This is a genomic window from Klebsiella sp. w6 (genome assembly GCF_033100215.1).
Classification (GTDB): Bacteria; Pseudomonadota; Gammaproteobacteria; order Enterobacterales; family Enterobacteriaceae; genus Klebsiella; species Klebsiella variicola.
Genome location: NZ_CP136907.1, coordinates 5,127,567 through 5,148,541 on the forward strand (window position 1 = coordinate 5,127,567; position 20,975 = coordinate 5,148,541).

Here is a 20,975-nt window from a genome sequence, read left to right on the forward strand (position 1 = left end):
AGGAAAGATGGAGGAGAACACCGTGCTACGTGAAGACGTCCTGGCAGAAGCCATTAAAATTCTTGAAATTGAAGGTATCGCCAACACGTCGCTGGAGATGGTCGCTGAGCGCGTGTCCTGTCCGACGAGCGACCTGAAACGCTTCTGGCCCGATCGCGAAGCGCTGCTGTACGACGCGCTTCGCTATCTGAGCCAGCAGGTGGATGCCTGGCGCCGACAGTTGCTGCTGGACGACACCTTAAGCGCAGAGCAAAAGCTGCTGGCACGCTATGCCGCGCTCACCACCTGCGTTAGTAACCACCGCTACCCCGGCTGTCTGTTTATCGCCGCCTGCACCTTCTATCCCGATCCCCAGCACCCCATTCACCAGCTGGCGGAACAGCAGAAGCAGGCTTCGCTGGCCTATACTCATGAGCTGCTGACTCAGCTGGAGGTGGATGACCCGGAAATGGTCGCTAAACAGATGGAGCTGATCGTCGAGGGCTGCCTGAGCCGTCTGCTGATCAAGCGTAGCCAGACGGATGTGGATACGGCCCGGCGGCTGGCAGAAGATATTCTGCGCTTCGCCCAGTGTCGTATGGGCGGCGCCTTAACCTGATTCTGATATCCTAACCGCCACGTCGCGCCTATAATTTCCCCCTCACTGATTGCTGACAGGGATTGATATGCGCGCGTTCTTCTGGGCTGCCTGGCTGGGGCTGTGCTCCACACCTCTGCTGGCGGCTCCCCTGCAAGGTTTTTCCTTTACGCAAAAAGACTGGGAGCTCGCCTGCGATAACACTGGCACCTGCCGGGCGGCGGGTTACGGCGTCCGCATGGGCGAGGTCAGCGTGCTGTTGACCCGCAACGCCGGCAGCGAACAGCGCCTCGCCGCCACGGCCACCTTTGCGCAAATCGAGCACGATATCCCCGCCGACTCCACCGCCAGCCTGCTGATCGACGACCGGGATCTTGGCGCGCTGGACGCCCAGGACGACAGCCACTTCCGTCTGGACAGCAATCAGACTGCCGCCCTGCTACAGGCCCTGGCGAATCAGCGCAAAATCGAATTCACCCTTAACGGCCAGCACCTGCCGCTTTCCAGCGCCGGCAGCCGCGAGGTACTGGGTAAAATGGATGCGTTTCAGCGACGCACCGGCACCGCCGACGCGCTGCTGGATAAAGGCGATGCCGGCGACGATGCCATTTTGCCAGCCACTGCCGCCCCGGAGATTATCGCCGCCCCGGTGATCCATAACGCGCAGCCGGTGGCGCTGAGCATACTTCAGCGCCAGAAGCTGCTGCCCTCCCTGACGCCGCTGCTGAACCAGCGCTGTGACGACTGGCAGAACCCGGCCATCCCGGCGGCAGAGCGCCAGATCACGCTGACCGCGCTGGATAAAACCCATTCTCTGGTGCAGGCGCTCTGCTGGCGAGCGCCCTATAACGACGGCTATGCGCTGTGGCTGGTCGATAACGCCCAGCTGAACAAGCCACGGTTGCTGACCACCGAGGCCTCGAGCTACGCCAACGGCACTATCGTCTTTTTGCACAAAGAACGGGGCATTGCCGACTGCCTAACCGGCGAAACCCGCGTCTGGGACGGTAAAACCTTTACCCCCAGCCTGAAGTACAGCACCGGTATGTGTCGGGAAATCACCCCCGGCGGCACCTGGATGCTGCCGACCTTTGTCAGCCAGGTGATCCCCAGGCAGCAGAAAGAGGCGGATAACCTCGCCCTGCGCACGCTGTATAACGCAGTGCTGAAAGCGCAAAAAAGCGATCCAGAATTGTCGCTGAATAAGGTCGCCGAGCAGTTTCCGTTAACCGGCCATATTACCGACTTCACGCTCACCTACGCCGATGACACCCTGGTTTCGACCAGCAAACCTTCCCCGGATATCAGCGATGACGAGTGGCAGGCGTTTCTGCGCTCCTCGATCAGCGCAGATTCAGAAAACGGTAAAGTCAGCTTTACCCTGATCGATCTCGACGGTGACGGCAAACGCGATCTGATCATCGACAGCTACGTGGGCGGCACCGGGCTCTTCAGCTACACCGGGGTGCTCCGGCGCGGCGATAATGACTTTGCCGCCGTCGACGGCAGCGACAGTGATAACGGCGATGATTTCGATGCCGGGGTGCCCGGCGCCCTCTTTTCTATCAATGGCCGCGGGGCTAACCAATGGAACCACTGGGTCAAAATCAACGGTCAGGTGTATGCCCTGTGGTACAACGGCCAGTTTGGCGAAGATAATCTCTACCTGCTGCGCCCGTTCAGCACTGCGAGCCAGACGCCCGCGGTGACGGTTCGCTATCGCTATACGCTGAACAGCATCCGCTCCCCGGAGAAAGACCAGCCGTTAACCCCACCCCTCAGCGACAGCGATAAAGCGGATCTGCTGCGTTCGCTGGAGGTCATGCAGGGCAGCCTGCTGAAAGACAAACCCGTCAGCGACAACGATGCGCCGATCTGCCCCATCCCACCGGGCACCTCCGCCGACGAGGCGGATAACTACTACAGCGGCGTCGCCATCAACTATATCTATGAGACAGTGGCCTATATTCCGGTCTGGCTGAACGGGAAGTGCTATATCGGCACTATTTTTAGCCACCATGGCGCCTATCGCCACGGCGTGGATGCGGAAATTACGCTGAGCTCCCCGCGCGAGGATGAAGAGGTCATTGGCGATTATATTATCTCCGGGTTGCGCCACGTAATCGCCATTACCAGCGGCTGGAAAACCCGCGAGGGTGATAACGGCATGCAGTGAAGTTAAGCCAAAACGCGCCTTTGAACGCAGAATTGCCGCAAAGATAAGCAATCGATAAGTAATTTAAGAAATTTGGTTGACGGGGTGGGCGGATTACGGTTTAATGCGCCCCGTTGCCCGGATAGCTCAGTCGGTAGAGCAGGGGATTGAAAATCCCCGTGTCCTTGGTTCGATTCCGAGTCCGGGCACCACTATTTAGAGAACCCAGCCTATGGCTGGGTTTTTGCTTTTCTACGATCGGACTCTCCATCGAACTCCGTTCGATTATTCGCCGTACAGCGGCTCACCCCTTCGGGGCCAGCGCGACAAGCGCGCTGTTCAACGCCTGCGGCGTTAGTCCGAGTCCGGGCACCACTATTTAAAGAACCCGCCCAAAAGGCGGGTTTTTGCTTTTCTGCATCCGGACTCTTCATCGAACTCCACTCTATGATCCCCTACCCGGCGGAGCTGCGCTTGCGCGGGCCTACGCTGTTTGAGCCTGCGGGGGGACCCGTAGGCCGGATAAGGCATTTATGCCGCCATCCGGCACAACCGCAGGTACGGCGTCTGATGTGTATCGCCCGGCGGCGCTGCGCTTGCGCGGGCCTACGCTGTTTGAACCTGTGGAGGACCCGTAGGCCGGATAAGGCATTTATGCCGCCATCCGGCACAACCGCGGGTACGGCGTCTGATGTGTATCGCCCGGTGGCGCTGCGCTTGCGCGGACCTACGCTGTTTGAACCTGTGGAGAACCCGTAGGCCGGATAAGGCATTTATGCCGCCATCCGGCACAACCGCGGGTACGGCGTCTGATGTGTATCGCCCGGTGGCGCTGTGCTTGCGCGTGCCTACGCTGTTTGAGCCTGCGAAAGGACTCGTTGGCCGGATAAGGCATTTATGCCGCCCTCCGGCACAACCGCGGGTACGGCCTCTGATGTATATCACCCGGCGGCGCTGCGCTTGCACGGGCCTGGGGGATGAGGAAACGCCTGCGCAAACGCAGGCCGGATAAGACGAAGCCGTCAGGCAAACGCCATGAAGAAAGGGATTACTCGGCGGCCGTTTTCCCTTTGCCGGGCAGCCTGAACGCTTCGCCATAGGGCTTCGCGATACCCATGCGATATTGTGTCTCTTTGGCCGCCTGGTGGAGGTCGGCAAACTCCTCTTTCGGCGCTGGCGGACGTTGCGCCTTTTTCAGACACTGATTACGATGGTGACGGATCCACTCTCTGTCATCATCGTTCAGGCAGCGCTGCATCACCTCAATCCATCTGGATGCCGCCCGACGGTAGAGCCCACTCGCCTCTAACCGTTCAGCAATACTGTCCCTTATTCTCATCCACCTCGCTCCTCTGATGCTTTCACGATATCCCATGGTATTCCGACACCTGAGCCGGAATACCATGGTAGAGTTAATTTATGACAAAACTATTCCTGTGCAGCGCAAGGAATATATTCATTATAATAATCGCTGTGCATAGCAAACCGCATTCGCGGTAATTACTTCCAAAGAGCTCCGGAATTATATGTCGAACGCCGCCATGGATACCGGACGGTATCGACGGTTGTACCTATCAATAGCTATTTAATTTATTATATTTCCGTTATCAAATACCTTGCGATATCATCCACTCCCTGTACAACCAAGCCTCATGGCGACCTAACGGAGTGCTCCAGCAGTTTATTTCTGAAGATAAATAAGCAGGCTTCATTAAAATTATCTAACCCCAGTCGCTCATAAAGCGCAGTGCGCTTCCGGTAAAGGCTTTTTACCGAGGTATTCAGATTCACCGCCACCTCCTCCATGGTCATACCCGCCCCAAGCAAACGTAGCATTAACTGTTCAGACAAACTTAAGCGCAGATCGTCAAACCACTCTTTGGTCAGCCGCTTGCTCTTCATCTCCAGAAAAAGCCCAAATAATGTCGCCATATCGGCGGGTGATAATGACATGTTTAAAAACGATTTCAGACTCAGTAAATGCTCTTCCCGATGGCGCATATCGAGGACGATACAACATATTCGCTTTCTGGATTGTGCCGCCTCCATCACCAGGTAATCGTAATGACAAAGCGGCGAACGGCTATCAACCAGCAGAGAGACCTCATCAACCTCATTATCTAAAATCGTTTTTCCGCTAGAATCTAACTGAATGATATCAGGAAAGAAATTCTTAACCCCTTGAAAAAGATAGTAATCCTGAGTAACCAATATCATTGAAGTTGCCACAAATCGTCCCTTTAACATTTAATCAACAAATTCTCGTCAACCAGACGTTTTCCTTCCCCCTTTGGACGCTTCGCATGGCGGTAAAAATAACGAGACCTGTGATTTATCATTAGCGCGGCATCTGACTCTGGCTGTGAAAACCCTCCTTGCGTTCTGATGGAAAATAAACGGATTAATTATAAATAAAAAAAATCCACAGAAAAGATGCTTTTTTTGGCATTGAGAATTTTTGTCAGAAATCATCTTAAATATCCAGTAAAAACCACCAACCTCTTCACAATATAAGCAGCACATCAATTTTGAAACAAAATTCCAACCCTCTCTCTTTTTTATTTATTTCAGTAAGTTAAAGAAACCAACTTCAACAACGCCGCTCGAATTAAGTCGATTTTACAGAATTATCTTAAAACGCAGCTCATCATTTATCCATATTTATCCGCTGCCGTATCGGGTATAAATTATCCATTCAATTATCAACAGGAGATATGTTTATTAGTTTGCAATAAGTCATTCACCCGCAGTGCCAGTCAGCTAAATGGGACCATCCTCATCCTTTAACTCACCGTCAAAGGACGGTCGTGTTGTGCAATGGATTCTTGATGAACATATGGCAAATAGAAATGGAAAGATCACCTTATTCAAATACGTTATTGTTTAATCGCAACACGAAACTCTCGCTGTCAATCGGCTTGCTTTTGCTCTTCCCGGCGCTGGTTCAGGGAGCAGATTCGCTCTATGACCAGCAGATCCTGCAAGCGCGTCAAGGCCAGTACGCCCCCTTTCTCTCTTATCTTCAGCAGTACCAGCTGCGGCATGCCTTAACCCCTTCTCAGGTGGCGGACTGGCTGCAGGTAGCTCTCTGGGCCGGCCAGGACGATGAAGTGGTGAAAGTCTGGCGACGCTATCAGGTTTATATGCCGCTTCCCGCACGCGGTACCGCCGCGGCGGCACAGGCCCTGCGTAACCAGAAACAGTGGCAAGCCTCGCTCACCCTCTGGCAGCAGGCTCTCAGCCAGGCCCCTGACAGTGACGATTATCGTATCGGCTATATCAAAACGCTGGCCGATGCCCGCAAGGACGGCGAGGCGCTCAGCGAAGCGCGTCGCCTGGTAGCGGAGCAGGCGAGCGTTGCCCACCTGCAGACGCTCTCTTATGTCTACCTGCGGCTTGGCAAAAGCTGGGACCAGCTGTTGGTGGACACGCAGATCCTCGATCGTGAGCCGCAAAACAAAGCCGCGCTGGCCAGCCTGATGGCGACCCTTACCCGCAACCGGATCGATTCCCCTGCTCTCGACCTGGCGAATAGCGTCGAACTGACGCCTGCGGAAAAGCGCAATCTGCAGCTGAACGCCGCCGCCGAACTGGTGCGCCTTGCCGATACCCCTTCCCGCGAAGAAAACGCGCGTTACGCGCTGGCCCGCACGGCGCTCACGCAGTATGACGCGATGATTGCCGCCTGGCACCCCGACCCACAGGCTGCGCCCGACATCATCCGGGCGCGCATTGATCGTCTGGGTGCGCTGTACGCCAATGCAGATTACGCGCAGGTCATCCGTGAATACCAAAATCTCATCGCGCAGCAGCAGACCGTTCCCGACTGGGCTATCGGCTGGGTCATCTCCTCTTATATCGCCCTTAAGCAAATTGAGCCTGCGCTGACGCTTATTCACCAGCATCCCTCGTGGCTGACAAGCCAACAGAATGAGGAACACGAGCTTTTCTACGCCCTGCTGGACACCGGTCAGTACCCGGCGGCGCAACAGTATGTCGCCCGCCTCACCCGGAATGCACCCTACATCCGTCGTCTCTACGGTTCGCCGACGCCGCAGCCGAATGACGACTGGCTCACCGCACAGTCGCTTAACGTGCACTATTTAGCGGCCACCAACGCCCTGCCGCAGGCCGAAGCCCGGATGCAGCGCCTGGCGGCAACGGCCCCCGGCAATCAGGGCCTGCAGATAGATTATGCCGCCCTTCTGCAGGACAGAGGGCTACCGCGAGCCGCCGAAAGCCAGCTAAAAGCAGCGGAATCTCTGGAACCCGCCAGCCTGCAGCTGGAGCGCCAGCAGGCCTGGGTCGCCCTCGATCTGCAGGAGTGGCGGCAAATGGATCTGCTGACTGACGACATCGTCGCCCGCTCGCCACGGGATCTGAATACCCAGCGCCTGGCCAGAGCGCGCGAGGTCCATCATCTTTCCGAACTTCGCCTGAGCGTTGGCAAAGGGCTGCACTCCGACAACCCGGTGAGCGGCACCCACGACCTCAGTTTTGAGACGGCGATCTACAGCCCGCCGCTAGCCGACAGCTGGCGGTTGTTCGGCGGGCACCGCTTCGCTGAAGGCAATTTTGAAGAGGGGAAAGGCAGCCGTCGCCAGCTGTTCGCCGGCGTTGAATGGCGCCCGCGCGACTACTGGGGCGAGCTTGAACTCTCCAGCGTCAATTTTCACGGCGAGAACAAGCCCGGCGTCCGCCTTTCCGCCGCCCACGACGTCAGCGATCGCTGGCAGCTGGGCGGCGAACTGGAGCGGATTTCGCAGCAGACTCCGCTGCGCGCGTTACGCAACGGCGTCAGCGCCAACCGCGGCGAAGGCTGGCTGCGCTGGTATCAAAACGAACGCCGGGAATACCGCGTCAGCGTGGCCGCCAGCCGGTTTACCGATCGCAACCGCCGCCAGGAGTACACCCTCGCCGGTAAAGAGCGCCTCTGGCAGACGCCGTGGTTAACGCTGGATCTGCAGCCCGGTCTGTCGGCCAGCGCCAATAGCCGCACCGACACCGCCTACTACAGTCCGGCACGGGACCTCGCCGCCACCGCGGCGCTGGCCGTCGATCACACGCTTTACCAGCGCTATGACACCGTCTGGAGCCAGCAGCTGCTCGCCGGCGGCGGCAGCTACTGGCAAAAAAATCACGCCGCCGGGGCGATCACGGTGCTGGGCTATGGGCAGCGCGTGCGCTGGAACAACGTCGTCGACACCGGGGTGATGCTGAACTGGGACAAACGCCCCTACGACGGTAAACGCGAAAACAACCTCGCCATCACTCTTGATGCAAATATACGGTTTTAAGGATGACCATGCTGAACACGACCCTGCGCAACGGCCTGATGCTTCTCGTCTGGCTGTGCCTTATCTTCAGCGTGCGTGCTGAGGAAGTCCCCTTCCTCGCCCCGCAGCAGCGCCCCCAACCGGAGGCCAATCAACCCTGGCCGGCGGATCGCTTTCTGGTGCTGGCCTACCATGACGTGGAAGACGATGCCGCCGACCAGCGTTATCTTTCAGTGCGCACCAGTGCGCTCAACGAGCAGATCGCCTGGCTGCTGGATCACGGCTACCATGCGGTGAGCGTTCAGGACATTCTGGATGCGAACCAAGGACTTAAGCCACTGCCACCTAAGGCTTTTCTTCTCAGCTTCGACGATGGCTATAGCAGCTTTTACACCCGCGTCTGGCCGCTACTTAAAGCCTGGAATGTTCCGGCGCTGTGGGCGCCGGTGGGCAGCTGGGTGGACACTCCCGCTGACCAGCCCGTTAATTTTGGCGGCCTGATGACGCCGCGCGAGCGCTTCGCTACCTGGGAGATGGTGCGCGAGCTCAGCCGCTCGCCGCTGGTGGAGATCGGCGCGCACACCTGGGCCTCGCACTACGGTCTGCCGGCCAATCCGCAGGGCAGCCGCGAGCCCGCCGCCGCCAACCGCGGCTGGGATAAAACCACCGGCCGCTATGAAAGCGACGCGCAGTTTACCCGGCGCATGGCCGATGACGTGCAGAAAGTGACGGCGAAAATCCACGAGGTCGCCGGGAAAGCGCCGCGCGCCTGGGTGTGGCCCTATGGCGCCGCCAGCGGCAGCACCCTGGCTATCGCCAAACAGCAGGGGTATCAGCTGGCGTTTACGCTGAACGACGGCCTGGGCAATGTGAAAGATCTGGACAATATTCCGCGCATGCTGATCGCCGGTAACCCGTCGATCAAGGCCTTTGCCAACGCCGTAACCCAGATTCAGGAAGCCGATCCTGTTCGGGTGATGCATGTGGATCTGGACTATGTCTATGACCCCAATCCCGTCCAGCAGGCGAAAAATATCGATAAGCTGGTGCAGCGCGTCTATGACATGAAAATCAGCCATGTCTTTCTGCAGGCCTTTTCCGACCCGCAAGGCGACGGCACGGTCAAGTCGCTCTATTTCCCCAACCGCTGGCTGCCGATGCGCGCCGACCTGTTTAACTTCGTCTCCTGGCAGTTGCAGACCCGCGGCGGGGTGAAGGTCTATGCCTGGATGCCGGTGCTGGCCTTCGATCTCTCGTCCGATCTGCCGCGCGTTCAGCGCTGGGATCCGCAAACCGGGAAGGCGTTACTTGCCCGCCAGCCGTACGTTCGCCTGTCGCCCTGGGATCCCCGGGTTCGCCAGCAGATCACCGACATCTACGAAGATCTGGCCCGGCACGCCAGCTTCAGCGGGATTCTGTTTCACGATGACGCCGTGCTGACCGATTTTGAAGACGTGAGCCCGGAGGCGGTCGCCGCCTGGCGGCAGACGGGTCTGGGGCACGATGCCGGCCCGGTGCCCCAACGTCCGCAAGAGCGCCAGGCATGGATGCGTTTCAAAAGCCAAACCCTGACCCGCTTCACTCTGGATCTACGCCAGGCGGTGCAGGCCATCCGCGGCCCGCAGGTGAAAACGGCGCGTAATCTCTTCGCCCTGCCGATCCTGGAGCCGCAGAGCGAAGCCTGGTTCGCGCAGAATCTGGATGACTTCCTTGCCGCCTATGACTGGACGGTACCCATGGCGATGCCGCTGATGGAGTCCGTACCGATTGACGCCAGCCAGGCCTGGCTGACGCGGCTGGTCCAGGCCGTCGCCAGCCACCCGGGCGCGCTGAAGAAAACCATCTTTGAACTGCAGGCCCGAGACTGGAACCGACGCCAGCAAAACGCCATTCCCGACCAGCAGCTGGCGGACTGGATGCGTTTGCTGCGGCTGAACGGCGTCAAAAACTACGGCTACTACCCTGACGATTTTATTAACAACCAGCCTGATATCTCCCGTATCAGGCCGCAATTTTCTTCCTGGTGGTACCCTGACCATGACTGATCGCATTATCGCATTGTGCATTTTATGCCTCGTATTCGGGCTGCCGTTAGGCGTCGCAGCGGTATTTACCGGCGAGCTTATCCTCGACTTTGTCTTCTTCTGGCCGCTGTTTATGTCAGTGCTGTGGATCACCGGGGGCCTTTATTTCTGGTTTCAGCTGGAACGCCACTGGCCGTGGGGGGAGGATACCCCGCCGCCGACGCTGCCGGGCAATCCGCTGATTTCGATCCTGATCCCTTGTTTTAACGAGGAGAAAAACGCTCGGGAAACCATCAGCGCGGCGCTGGCCCAGCGTTACGCCAATCTCGAAGTGATCGCCATTAACGACGGCTCTTCGGACAACACCGCCCAGGTGCTCCAGCAGCTGGCGCAGGAGGAGCCGAGGCTGCGGGTGATCCACCTTGCCGCCAATCAGGGAAAAGCGGTAGCGCTCAAAGCAGGCGCCGCCGCCGCCCGCGGCGATCTGCTGGTCTGCATCGATGGCGACGCCCTGCTGGACCGGGATACCGCGGCCTGGCTGGTCGCGCCGTTGATCCACTATCCGCACGTCGGGGCGGTCACCGGCAATCCGCGGATCCGCACCCGATCCACGCTGATCGGCCGCATTCAGGTGGGTGAGTTCTCGTCGATCATTGGGCTTATCAAGCGGACGCAGCGGATCTATGGCCGGGTCTTTACCGTCTCCGGTGTGATTGCCGCCTTCCGGCGCCAGGCGCTGGCGGACGTCGGCTACTGGAGCCCGGATATGATCACCGAAGATATTGATATCAGCTGGAAGCTTCAGCTCCGCCACTGGGACATCTTTTTCGAGCCGCGGGCGCTGTGCTGGATCCTGATGCCGGAGACCCTCAAAGGGTTATGGAAGCAGCGTCTGCGCTGGGCGCAGGGCGGCGCGGAGGTTTTTCTGGTCAACCTCCGTCGCCTGTTTCACTGGGAGCATCATCGGATGTGGCCGCTGTTTCTGGAGTATGCCTGCTCCACGCTGTGGGCCTTTGCCTACGCGGTTACCATTCTGCTGTTTATCCTCAGCCGCCTGATGCCGCTGCCTGACAATCTGGCGGTGCACAGCCTGTTTCCGCCGGAGTTCACCGGCATGCTGCTTGGCGTGATGTGCCTGCTGCAGTTCGTCGCCAGTCTGTATATCGAGCGATGCTACGAGAAAAAAGTCGCCAAATCACTGTTCTGGGTGATCTGGTTCCCGATGGTCTACTGGATGATCGGCCTGCTGACCACGCTGGTCGCTTTTCCGAAAGTGATGGTGAAACGTCAACGTTCCCGCGCGCGCTGGGTGAGTCCGGACCGGGGAAAAGGAAGCCTGTGATGAATGAAAATACGCTCATCTTAACCGAACACCGTGTGCTGCCCCGGCTGGTCGACGCCGGTTTAACGCTGCTGGCCTGGCTCGGTTTTCTGTTCTTTCTGTACGCCAATTTGCTGATGCAGTTCATCGCGCCGCCCTCTCCGCGCTGGGAGTCGCTGATGGCTTCACTGAATACGGCGCTGGTGTATCTGCTGATTGCCGCACTGAACGGCTGGCTGTTGATCCTCTGGTATCATTACAACCGGCGCCGCGCTCGCACCCGGCATCATACCGCGGTGCTCACCCTGCGACATGATGAGCTGGCGAGCAGCTTTAACGTTGCGCCGCAAATTATCTCGGAGATGAGCCGCTATAATTTGCTCACCGTTTACCACGATCAAATCGGGCAGATTATTGATTTAAAAAGCCACGCGTTACCGCCGCCGCAGGAAGAGAGCGAGCGCGCATGAGAGCAAGGCCGCCGTCGGCGGCCTGTATGGGTTACGACGCCGTGGATCAGCCGCCGGCTTTTTTGATGGCGGCTTCCAGCGAGGCCTGATCCGCCAGCCCCGGGAAGACGGTGATGCTGGCTTCCGTGGCGCCGGTGGTCGGCATCACGATCACGCCCGGCGTGCCGCTCAGACCAATCTCCTGCGCCAGATCGTTAATGCTCTGCAGCACCGGTTCGACGTCGGTGGCCTTCTTCGCATCAAAGCCGGCTTTCTTCGCCTGCTGCTGGATATCCGCCGTCGTCAGCTTACCTTCGTTATGGCCGGTAGCGTAAATCCCGTTATGGTAGGCCAGATAGGCATCCGCCCCTTTCTGCTGATAGATCTGCAGGCCGGTTTTTGCCGCCTCCAGCGAGCTTTCCCAGCGGCCGCCGAAAATCGGCCACTCTTTAAAGGCGAAACGGGTCTGCGGGTGCGCTTTAATCACCTGCTCCATCACCGGCGCCAGACGGCTGCAGTACACGCACTGGTAGTCGAAGAATTCGATCACCGTGACTTTGCCGTTGGCCGGGCCGTAGGTCGGGGTATTTTTATCCTGGGTCAATACAGCCGCGTTTTTCAGCACTGCCTGAGTGGCCGCGCTGGCCTGCTGTTCAGCCTGTATTTGCTGCAATTTCTGGCTCGCCTGCAGGAGGACTTCCGGGTGGGCGACCAGGTAGTCGGCGGCGATTTTGCCGATTTTCGCCTCCTGTTCCGGGGTGAAAGTCGCCGGCGCGTCAGCGGCAGAGGCCATCGCCGGCAGTAAGACAGCGCTCAGCAGGGCGACAGAGAGGTATTTCTTGTGGCCAGACATAGTGGGGATCCTTGCGATAAGTGAACGGCAGGTGAGTCTGGGTGACAAAATATCACCCTTTTTCGCCGAAGCCTTGCCCAACGGCGCGTTGATTCGTAACTTTATTTTTCAGGCACGCTTTTCCCGCGCGACGGCGTGGGTCTGCGTCAGTGGTCAATGCGCCCCAGGCGGAGTACCCTGCGCAGCGGTTTTTCTTGCTCTTTTTTCAGGTGGTTTCTCTCGAAATGAATGCGTTACTCCAACAATGGGACATGGCGGTGATTATGCTGCAGATTATCGCCATCGATTTACTGCTGGGCGGCGATAACGCCGTGGTGATAGCCATGGCTTGCCGCAAACTGCCGCCACAAAAGCGCACCAAAGCGATCATCATCGGTACCGTGGGGGCGATCCTGGCGCGCGTGCTGCTGCTGGCGCTCGCCCTGTATCTTCTGTCGCTACCGTGGCTGAAAATAGTCGGCGCGTTGCTCCTGCTGTGGATTGGTATGAAGCTGGTGAGTAATGAGGAAGAAGAGAGCGAGGTCGGCAGCTCCGCGAGCCTGTGGCGCACCGCGATCACCATCACCGTCGCCGATGTGATCATGTCGCTGGATAATGTGTTGGCGGTCGCTGCGGCGGGAAAAGGGCACATTGCGCTGGTCGCCCTCGGCGTGGCGATCAGCATTCCGATTATCGTCGCGGGCAGTAAACTGGTCCTGGTCCTGCTCACCCGCTTTCCCGCCGTGGTGCTGTTGGGCGGAATGCTCATCGGCTGGATTGCCGGCTCAATGCTGGTCAGCGATCCCACCATTCAGCAACTGTTTCCCGCCACCGGGGACGGCACCGCGCGCGTGGCTGGCGCCGTCGGCGCGCTGCTGGTGCTGTTTGAAGGATGGCGCCGCCGCCCACGGCCGCAGGCGAAAGACTAGCCTCGCCCACGACGCCGCCGACCCCGACGGCGTCAAGTTTCCGCCACTTTTCTTCCCCTTCAGGGCGCATTTGCCCTACGCTTTATACTGACGCCTGTTCCAGGGAATATGTAACCACCGCACTGAGCATAGATGAGATAAAATCATGGAATTGAAGGATTATTATGCCATTCTCGGGGTGCAACCAACCGACGATCTGAAAACTATCAAGACCGCCTACCGCCGCCTGGCGCGCAAATATCACCCCGACGTCAGTAAAGAAAGCGATGCCGAAGCCAAATTCAAGGATCTCGCCGAAGCCTGGGAAGTCCTGAAAGATGAGCAGCGGCGCGCCGAATACGATCAGCTCTGGCAGCATCGCAACGATCCCGGCTTCGGTCGCCAGCAGCAGACACACGAGCAGAGCTACAGCCAGCAAGATTTCGACGACATCTTCTCCTCCATGTTTGGCCAGCAGGCGCATCAGCGTCGCCGTCAGCATGCCGCACGCGGCCACGATCTGGAGATCGAAGTGGCGGTGTTCCTTGAAGAGACGCTGGCCGAGCAGACGCGCACCATCAGCTATAACCTGCCGGTGTACAACGTGTTTGGCATGATCGAAAGTGAAACGCCGAAAACGCTGAATGTGAAGATCCCCGCCGGGGTAGTCGATGGTCAGCGTATCCGTCTGAAAGGCCAGGGAACGCCGGGCGAAAACGGCGGCCCGAACGGCGATCTGTGGCTGGTTATCCACATCGCCCCGCATCCGCTGTTCGATATTGTCGGCCATAACCTGGAGATCGTCCTGCCGCTGGCGCCATGGGAGGCCGCGCTGGGTGCGAAAGTCACGGTGCCCACCCTGAAAGAGAGCATTCTGCTGACGGTGCCGCCGGGCAGTCAGGCAGGGCAGCGACTGCGTATCAAGGGCAAAGGGCTGGTGAGCAAAACCCACACTGGCGATTTGTTCGCCGTCATCAAAATTGTCATGCCGCCAAAACCAGATGAAAAAGCGCGTGAGCTCTGGCAACAATTGGCCGCCGCCGAAGCCAGCTTCGATCCGCGTAAGACATGGGGGAAAGCCTGATGGCTACAGTAACAGTGACGTTTACCATTACCGAATTGTGCCTGCGTACCGGGGTATCGGAAGAGGAGCTGACGGAGATCGTCGGCTTGGGGATGATTGAACCGCACCAGCCGCAGGCGGAAACCTGGCTATTCGACGACAGCGCGGTGACGATTGTCCATCGCGCGGTGCGCCTGCGTAACGAGCTGGAGCTGGACTGGCCGGGGATCGCGGTGGCGCTGACCCTGCTGGATGAAAACGCGCGGCTGACTCGCGAAAATCGCCTGCTGCAGCAGCGCCTGGCCCGCTTCCTCGCCCACGGATAGGGCGACATCCCGGGTGGCAGCGTTCCGCCTTCGTGCCGGATGGCGGCTACGCCTTATCCGGCCTACAAACTAAGCACAGCGCAAGCCGGGGAATTTCCCGGGTCGCGGCGTTCCGCCTTACCCGGGCTACCGGACTGGGCCCACCATTGCACTGGATCCGTAGGCCCGCGCAAGCGTAGCGCCGCCGGGCATGGCCACAGCCAGGGAGCCGCCTGTATGCCGGGTGGCGGCTACGCCTTATCCGGCCTACAAACTAAGCGGAATTTCCCGGGTCGCGGCGTTCCGCCTTACCCGGGCTACCGGGCAGTGCAAACAGTAGCCCGGCTAAGCGCAGCGCAAGCCGGGGAGTTTCCCGAATAGCGCAAACCGGGAATAGCGCTTAATCCGGTAACGAACCGGCGAGATTACGCGCGGAGACGCTCTCGCTGACCGGCGCGGGTGGCTCCGGCGCCTTAGCTGGAGCCGCCGCTGGCGCGGATGCCGGGGCGGAAGAGGCCGGCTGGATCTCAAGGAACGAAGCCAGCATCTTACGCAGCGTTTCCGGTTTAGTATCTTCCGCCAGCAGCGCCGCCAGCATCGACGGCAAGCGGCTATCAACTTCCCCTAACGCCAGCCCCGCCAGCAGCGCCGTACGCGACATATCGCCGCGGTCGCCACGGTGGTGGGCCTCAATTTTTGCGTCCGCGAAGCGCTCGCTGGCGCTGATATCCGGGCGCAGGTAAATCAGCACTTTTCTGCGATCCAGAGTCATAGACGCTCCTTAACCAATAATTTTCAGACCACGCACCAGGGCAAACTGCGGCTCTTCAGCCACCACGAAACGGTCCTCGCGCAGCCCCATACGTTCACGAATCGCATCGGCCACCAGCGGCGCGCCGCCGCCAATCACGATGGCGTGCGAATAGCCTTTAAAGCTATCAATCGCCGTCAGGACGCGGGTGGTCAGACGTTCGATGCTGTTATTGATCACCTTCTTCACCTCAGAAACCGCATCCGGATCGTTGATGTTGTCGGTCAGGTATTCTTCGTCGTGGCGGTTGATGATTATCTGGTCAACGTTATAGCTGGAAGTGTCGGTATTCGCCCGGGCCAGCGCCAGCTTAACGGCATCGGTCACCAGCGATACCCCCAGCTTCGGATCGCCGTAAATGCGCGAAACCGAGGTCATCTGCCCGGCGACCATTGAAATATCCAGCGTGGTGCCGCCAAGGTCGATAATCAGCACCGAATGCGACGGTTTCAGTTCATCGCACAGGCTGATCCCCGCCGGAATGGATTCCGGGCGCACGGTAACTTTCGTGATATTGAACACCACGCCTTTGTTCAGTTTAACGTCGCGCAGCAGGCTCTTTTTCTTACGCTCAATGTTATCAAGACGATATTGCGCATCTTCGTCGTAAAATTCGGTCAGCGGCAGGGTGACCACAATCTCGACATCCTGCGGCTCAAGACCGCTGGTCAGAAGCGCGTGATGGACAGCGATGGAGTTCAACGGGCTATATTGCCAGTCAATGTTATTGGTGGGGAGCGCATCGGGAGTGATCAGGTCGAATGAGTACTTTTCATCATCCACGGTGTAGTTAAAAGGCTTCCCGGAACCGAAGGTGGCAGACCAGCCGCGTTTGAAACTGTTGGGGCTGATATGGGTGAAAGTTTCGCCATCTTGCTCCCACAGCATTTTGATATTGGTTGAACCATCATCGATAAAAATGCGCATCGCATTGCTCCATCACTGAGACAAATAAGAGAAAAATGTAAGACCCAAAAAGAGTAGCAAGAGTTAAAAAGCCGCGCAAGTGCACGAAAAAGAGACAATTCCGAGTTTTATTTGAGAAAAAATGGAGAAACGAACAATCCAATGCGCCCTGAAAGAGAAATAACTGAGACAAAATAGAGAAATACAGTTTCACTCTTTCTGTCTGTTTCAGACACTGTTCTTGTACAAAAAGAGAGCATCCCTCCCCTCTTTCCTCAGCGGTTTTCGCACGCTTTTTACACCTGGTTGGGTACCACAATCGGCCGTTCCGGCTCGACGACATTTTCCGGTACCCGGCGATATTTATCCAGCAGGTGAATCTGAATACGGCGCAACATATCGCCATTCAGTTTGTAATAACGGAAATAGAGAAACAGCGTCAGGGCGAAAAAGAGCGTCGGCAGCGCAATCATAATCGCCTGCATCCCCAGCAGCGTGTGAGATGACTGCACAACATTCGGCACGTAGCCGATGATACCGAGCACGATGGCAATAAACCAGGCCGCAAACGCCGAGCCCGCTTTCACCACCAGCGTCTGTACCGAGTAGGCGATGCTTTCGCAGCGGATATTCATCGTATATTCGCCGTAGTCGACGGTATCGGCCACCATAATAACCTGCAGCACCCAGAACAGCGCGGTGCCGATATTCAACAGCACCCCGGCCAGCGAAATCAGCGCGATGTTGTAAACGCCGCTCAGCGCCATCAGCAACAGCACGCCGCAGCCCAGCACGGGCATGATCGAAGCACCCGCCCACAGAATGCGCCGCGACAGCCCTTTCACCAGTCGTGGGAACAGGATCAGCGTCAGCAAATTCGCCGCCCCCGCGTAGGACATGTAATACGGGAACATCTCCGCGCTGCCAATCACGTAGGTAAAGTAGTAAATGGCAAAGCCAGCGATAATGTTCGCCGCCGTGTTATAGGCCAGCGCCATGCCTAACAGGCAGGCCAGCTGATCGTTTTTATAGATGAGCGCCACCATCTGGCGCAGTGAAAGATGGCTGGAATCCTCGCTCACGCCGCTATCCGAGGAGTAAACCTCATGCACGTTACGCAGGGTGACCAGGGTGGAAATCACAAAGAAGGCAATCAGCACCAGGGTAAACATCTGGAAACCGAAACCGCGGTCGGCGCCGCCCACGGCGCTGACAAACGGCAGCGTGACGCCGGCCGTCACAAACCCAGCAAGGCTGGCGAAAAAGCGCGGGTAAGGCACCAGTTGTTCACGTTCACGTTTATCGAGGGTAATGGTCGGCACCAGCGACCAGAACGGCACATCCATGATGGTGTAGGTGAAGCCCCACAGCAGGTAGGTTAGCCACACCCACGCCAGTAGGGCCCCGCCGCTGAAGTGATGGGCGCTGAACAGCATATACAGCACCACCGAGTTGGTTATCGTGCCGATCAGGATCCACGGTTTGAACTTCCCCCATCGCGATCGCGTGCAGTTGACGATCCATCCCATGATCGGATCGGCTATCGCATCGAGGATCCTTGCCACCAGGAACAAGGTGCCGACTACCCCAACCGACAGGCCAACAATATCGGTGTAGTAATACATCAGATACATGTAGACGATACCGATAGCGAAATCTTTACCAAAGGCACCAAATCCGTAGCTGAGCTTTGTTGTCATTGAAATACTCATAGGGTACAGGTCGCTGTCGCCAGCGCCTCCTTCAGCGTTTGATAGAGCGTGACAGGCACCGCCGGGTTCGTTGCCCCCGGCGGCATGAGAGGATTAACGGTGCAGCCAGGCCGGCAGCCAGTCGCCGTGGCTGGCGATCAGATCGTCCACCAGCGCGTAGATCTCTTCGATCCCCAGCACCGCGGCGGTGTGCGGATCCATCATCGTGGCGTAATAGACGTAATCCCGGTCTTCGTTGAGGATCGCCTGCGTCAGCAGCGTTTGTACGTTGATGTTGGTCTGCATCAGCGCCGCCAGATGCGCCGGCAGCGCGCCCACTTTGGTCGGCTGAATACCGTTGGCGTCCACCAGGCAAGCCACTTCCACGCAGCAACCCTGCGGCAGGTTGTCGATGAGATTATCGTTGCGCACATTGCCGTACACCACGCTTGGCTCGCCGGTCCAGATGGCGTTCATGATGGTGCTGGCATACTCGCGGGATGGTTTCACCTCTATGCGCTCGCCGCGCTGATAGCTCTCCAGCTCCTGATGCCAGTTGGCCAGCTGCTCGACGCAGCGTTTAGGGTATTCATCCAGCGGCACTTTATAGTGAGCGATAAGGTCATCGCGGCCCGGCTTGATAAACCATGGCGTATATTCCGCGAAATGCTCCGACGATTCGGTGACAAAGTAGCCCAGCTTTTTGAACATTTCGTAGCGGACGATGTTTTCGCAACGCGGGTTGCCGTGCAGGTTAGGCTTCGGCGCCCGGCCCTCGGCGTAGGCCTGCAGCAGGTCGGGATAGAGACTGACGTAGCTGCCATCCGCGAGCTTTTTCTCCAGCGACAGATAGAACGCCATATGGTTGATTCCCGCGCAGCGGTAGCGTAAATCCGCCGGATCGAGATCGAGGTCGCGCGCCAGCTCTTCCGCCGTCCCCTGTACCGAATGGCAGAGGCCAACCTGCTTGATATGCGGGTAGCGGGCGTACATGGCCCAGGTATTCATCGCCATTGGGTTGACGTAGTTAAGCAGGGTGGCGTCCGGGCAGACCTCGGTCATATCGTCGCAGATAGCCCACAGGTGCGGGATGGTGCGCAGCGCGCGCATAATGCCTCCCGGCCCCAGCGTATCGGCAATGGTCTGCTCCAGGCCGTGGCGCTTGCAGACGGCAAAATCGGTGACGGTACAGGGCTCATAGCCGCCAATCTGGAAAGCGACCACAACGAAATCGGCGCCCTGCAGGGCGGTTTTACGATCGCGATGGCAGCTGATTTCGCCGTTCGCGCCCACCGAATCCATCAGCTTGCGCACCACGATATGCGACTCTTCCAGCCGGGTTTCATCGATATCCATCAGCGCGATATGCGCCGATTTCAGCGCCGGGCGCTGGAAAACATCACCGAGAATATTTTTGACGAACACCGTCGAACCGGCGCCGATAAAAGTAATTTTTGGGGCGGTCATCACGCACTCTCCATCAGGTCATTGAACACTTGCAGAGTGGCACGTCGTTCAGCGTTACGCTGCCCTGTTCCCGCCGGAGCATTCCCGTAAACTCAGATCGGCCATTAAGCGCCACAAAATCTGAGTTTTTGGCAATAGATCGACTTAAAAGGAGAGAAAACGGGCCGGTTATTCCGCTAAGCTGTAGTCAGTTCTGGCGAAAAATGCAGCCACTCTGACAATCCAGGAATAGGTTAATCATGGAACACCGCTTTACTTCCCTGCCCCCCGATCCCTTTATGTGCAGCAGCGACGAAAAGCAGAGCCGCAGCCCGCTGGCGCTCTACTCCGAGTATCAGCGTATGGATATCGAACTGCGCCCGCCGCACGCCATGCCCACCAGCCACTGGCACGGCCAGGTGGAGGTCAACGTGCCGTTCGACGGCGATGTAGAGTATTTGATTAATAACGAAGTGGTGCGCATTGAGAAAGGCTATATCACCCTGTTCTGGGCCTGTACGCCGCATCAGCTGACCCGCCCCGGCGATTGCCAGCAGATGGCGATATTCAACCTGCCGATGCATCTGTTTCTGTCGTGGCCGCTGGACCGGGAGCTTATCAACCACGTCACCCATGGAATGGTAATTAAGTCCCTCGCCGCGCAGCAGTTAAGCGCCTTTGAAGTGCGCCGCTGGCAGCAGGAGCTGAACCACGACAATGAACAGATTCGCCAGCTGGCGATCGATGAAATCGCCCTGATGCTCAAGCGGCTGAGCCTCTCCGGCTGGCAGCCGATTCTGGTCAACAAAACCTCGCGCACCCACAAGAATAGCGTCTCGCGCCACGCGCAGTTTTATGTCAGCCAGATGCTGGAGTTTATCGCCGCCCACTATGACCAGGCGCTGACCGTCAATGCCGTTGCCGAGCACGTGAAGCTTAACCCGAACTACGCGATGGGGGTCTTTCAGCGGGTGATGCAGCAGACCATGAAGCAGTATATTACCGCCATGCGGATCAATCATGTGCGGGCGCTGCTGAGCGATACCGACAAGACCATCCTGGATATTGCCCTTACCGCCGGGTTCCGCTCAAGCAGCCGCTTCTACAGCACCTTTACCCGCTACGTGGGCATGCCGCCGCAGCAGTACCGTAAACTTAGCCAGCAGCGACGTCACGGGCTGGCCTTGCCGGAGGCATAAAAAATGCCGCCG

General features: G+C 58.1%; 17 protein-coding genes, 1 tRNA gene and 3 pseudogenes. 12 read left to right on the forward strand and 9 right to left on the reverse strand.

Features of this window, described 5'->3' with window-relative positions; all coding sequences use genetic code 11:
* Positions 1-22 precede the first annotated feature (22 nt).
* The 3 genes from R0140_RS24995 to R0140_RS25005 all read left to right on the forward strand — a co-directional run bounded on the left by R0140_RS24995 (position 23) and on the right by R0140_RS25005 (position 2,944).
* The gene (locus R0140_RS24995) at positions 23-598 is read left to right on the forward strand and encodes a transcriptional regulator (RefSeq protein ID WP_032691323.1); all 576 of its coding nucleotides are present in this window, start codon (positions 23-25) and stop codon (positions 596-598) included.
* Between the two features lie 67 nt (positions 599-665).
* Positions 666-2,753, forward strand: a complete 2,088-nt coding sequence (locus R0140_RS25000; RefSeq protein WP_317703921.1) for a DUF1176 domain-containing protein — start codon at positions 666-668, stop codon at positions 2,751-2,753.
* Positions 2,754-2,868: 115 nt separating this feature from the next.
* Positions 2,869-2,944 (forward strand) — tRNA-Phe (locus R0140_RS25005).
* An 836-nt stretch (positions 2,945-3,780) separates the two neighbouring features.
* Here the strand turns inward: R0140_RS25005 and R0140_RS25010 are convergent.
* On the reverse strand, positions 3,781-4,137 hold the full coding sequence (locus R0140_RS25010; protein WP_306047856.1) for a PerC family transcriptional regulator: 357 nt from the start codon (positions 4,135-4,137) through the stop codon (positions 3,781-3,783).
* A gap of 119 nt (positions 4,138-4,256) precedes the next feature.
* Between R0140_RS25010 and R0140_RS25015 the strand changes: the two are divergent.
* Positions 4,257-4,385: pseudogene (locus R0140_RS25015) on the forward strand (hypothetical protein); the annotation flags it as partial.
* On the opposite strand, the gene R0140_RS25020 reads toward R0140_RS25015, so the two are convergent.
* Entirely contained in the window at positions 4,383-4,949 is a 567-nt protein-coding gene (locus R0140_RS25020; protein ID WP_012969132.1) for a helix-turn-helix transcriptional regulator, read from the reverse strand. The pseudogene R0140_RS25015 and the gene R0140_RS25020 sit on opposite strands and share 3 nt — an antisense overlap.
* 632 nt (positions 4,950-5,581) lie before the next feature.
* Between R0140_RS25020 and pgaA the strand changes: the two genes are divergently transcribed.
* From pgaA to pgaD, 4 genes are read left to right on the forward strand one after another with little or no spacing between them, the layout of a single operon-like run.
* Positions 5,582-8,029, forward strand: coding sequence for a poly-beta-1,6 N-acetyl-D-glucosamine export porin PgaA (gene pgaA / locus R0140_RS25025; protein WP_224238501.1), 2,448 nt, complete (start codon positions 5,582-5,584; stop codon positions 8,027-8,029).
* A gap of 8 nt (positions 8,030-8,037) precedes the next feature.
* On the forward strand, positions 8,038-10,053 hold the full coding sequence (pgaB, locus tag R0140_RS25030) for a poly-beta-1,6-N-acetyl-D-glucosamine N-deacetylase PgaB (RefSeq protein ID WP_064160982.1): 2,016 nt from the start codon (positions 8,038-8,040) through the stop codon (positions 10,051-10,053).
* Positions 10,046-11,374 carry a poly-beta-1,6-N-acetyl-D-glucosamine synthase gene (pgaC, locus tag R0140_RS25035; RefSeq protein WP_032741342.1) on the forward strand — a complete coding sequence of 443 codons (1,329 nt, stop codon included), beginning with the start codon at positions 10,046-10,048 and terminating at the stop codon, positions 11,372-11,374. The genes pgaB and pgaC overlap by 8 nt, the downstream gene beginning before the upstream one ends.
* Positions 11,374-11,823 (forward strand): poly-beta-1,6-N-acetyl-D-glucosamine biosynthesis protein PgaD, encoded by a 450-nt coding sequence (gene pgaD, locus R0140_RS25040; protein WP_008807231.1) that lies wholly within the window; start codon positions 11,374-11,376, stop codon positions 11,821-11,823. Before pgaC ends, pgaD begins: the two co-directional genes overlap by 1 nt.
* 46 nt (positions 11,824-11,869) lie before the next feature.
* Here pgaD and R0140_RS25045 read toward each other — a convergent pair whose 3' ends face one another.
* Entirely contained in the window at positions 11,870-12,655 is a 786-nt protein-coding gene (locus tag R0140_RS25045) for a DsbA family protein (RefSeq protein ID WP_008807232.1), read from the reverse strand.
* Between the two features lie 224 nt (positions 12,656-12,879).
* On the opposite strand from R0140_RS25045, the gene R0140_RS25050 reads away from it, so the two are divergent.
* Entirely contained in the window at positions 12,880-13,563 is a 684-nt protein-coding gene (locus R0140_RS25050) for a TerC family protein (RefSeq protein WP_032741555.1), read from the forward strand.
* On the opposite strand, the pseudogene R0140_RS25055 reads toward R0140_RS25050, so the two are convergent.
* Positions 13,526-13,633, reverse strand: a pseudogene (locus R0140_RS25055) (hypothetical protein); the annotation flags it as partial. The gene R0140_RS25050 and the pseudogene R0140_RS25055 sit on opposite strands and share 38 nt — an antisense overlap.
* A 75-nt stretch (positions 13,634-13,708) precedes the next feature.
* Between R0140_RS25055 and cbpA the strand changes: the two are divergent.
* Both cbpA and cbpM read left to right on the forward strand, forming a co-directional pair.
* Positions 13,709-14,626, forward strand: coding sequence for a curved DNA-binding protein (gene cbpA, locus R0140_RS25060; protein WP_008807234.1), 918 nt, complete (start codon positions 13,709-13,711; stop codon positions 14,624-14,626).
* Positions 14,626-14,931 carry a chaperone modulator CbpM gene (gene cbpM, locus R0140_RS25065; RefSeq protein ID WP_012543142.1) on the forward strand — a complete coding sequence of 102 codons (306 nt, stop codon included), beginning with the start codon at positions 14,626-14,628 and terminating at the stop codon, positions 14,929-14,931. The genes cbpA and cbpM overlap by 1 nt, the downstream gene beginning before the upstream one ends.
* A 379-nt stretch (positions 14,932-15,310) precedes the next feature.
* Here the strand turns inward: cbpM and R0140_RS25070 are convergent, their stop codons facing one another.
* The 5 genes and pseudogenes from R0140_RS25070 to R0140_RS25085 form a co-directional block, all read right to left on the reverse strand.
* Positions 15,311-15,682 carry a plasmid partitioning/stability family protein gene (locus tag R0140_RS25070; protein WP_016160127.1) on the reverse strand — a complete coding sequence of 124 codons (372 nt, stop codon included), beginning with the start codon at positions 15,680-15,682 and terminating at the stop codon, positions 15,311-15,313.
* Positions 15,683-15,691: 9 nt separating this feature from the next.
* The gene (parM, locus tag R0140_RS25075; protein ID WP_004146678.1) at positions 15,692-16,648 is read right to left on the reverse strand and encodes a plasmid segregation protein ParM domain-containing protein; all 957 of its coding nucleotides are present in this window, start codon (positions 16,646-16,648) and stop codon (positions 15,692-15,694) included.
* 150 nt (positions 16,649-16,798) lie between these two features.
* Positions 16,799-16,918 (reverse strand): annotated as a pseudogene (locus R0140_RS27855) (hypothetical protein); the annotation flags it as partial.
* 5 nt (positions 16,919-16,923) lie between these two features.
* Positions 16,924-18,339, reverse strand: coding sequence for a melibiose:sodium transporter MelB (gene melB / locus R0140_RS25080; protein ID WP_008807237.1), 1,416 nt, complete (start codon positions 18,337-18,339; stop codon positions 16,924-16,926).
* Positions 18,340-18,432: 93 nt separating this feature from the next.
* A complete protein-coding gene (locus tag R0140_RS25085; protein ID WP_050887558.1) occupies positions 18,433-19,785 on the reverse strand; it encodes an alpha-glucosidase/alpha-galactosidase in 1,353 nt (450 codons plus the stop codon).
* Positions 19,786-20,024: 239 nt separating this feature from the next.
* Here R0140_RS25085 and melR point away from each other — a divergent pair, with 239 nt between their 5' ends.
* A complete protein-coding gene (gene melR / locus R0140_RS25090) occupies positions 20,025-20,963 on the forward strand; it encodes a transcriptional regulator MelR (RefSeq protein ID WP_008807239.1) in 939 nt (312 codons plus the stop codon).
* Positions 20,964-20,975 lie beyond the last annotated feature (12 nt).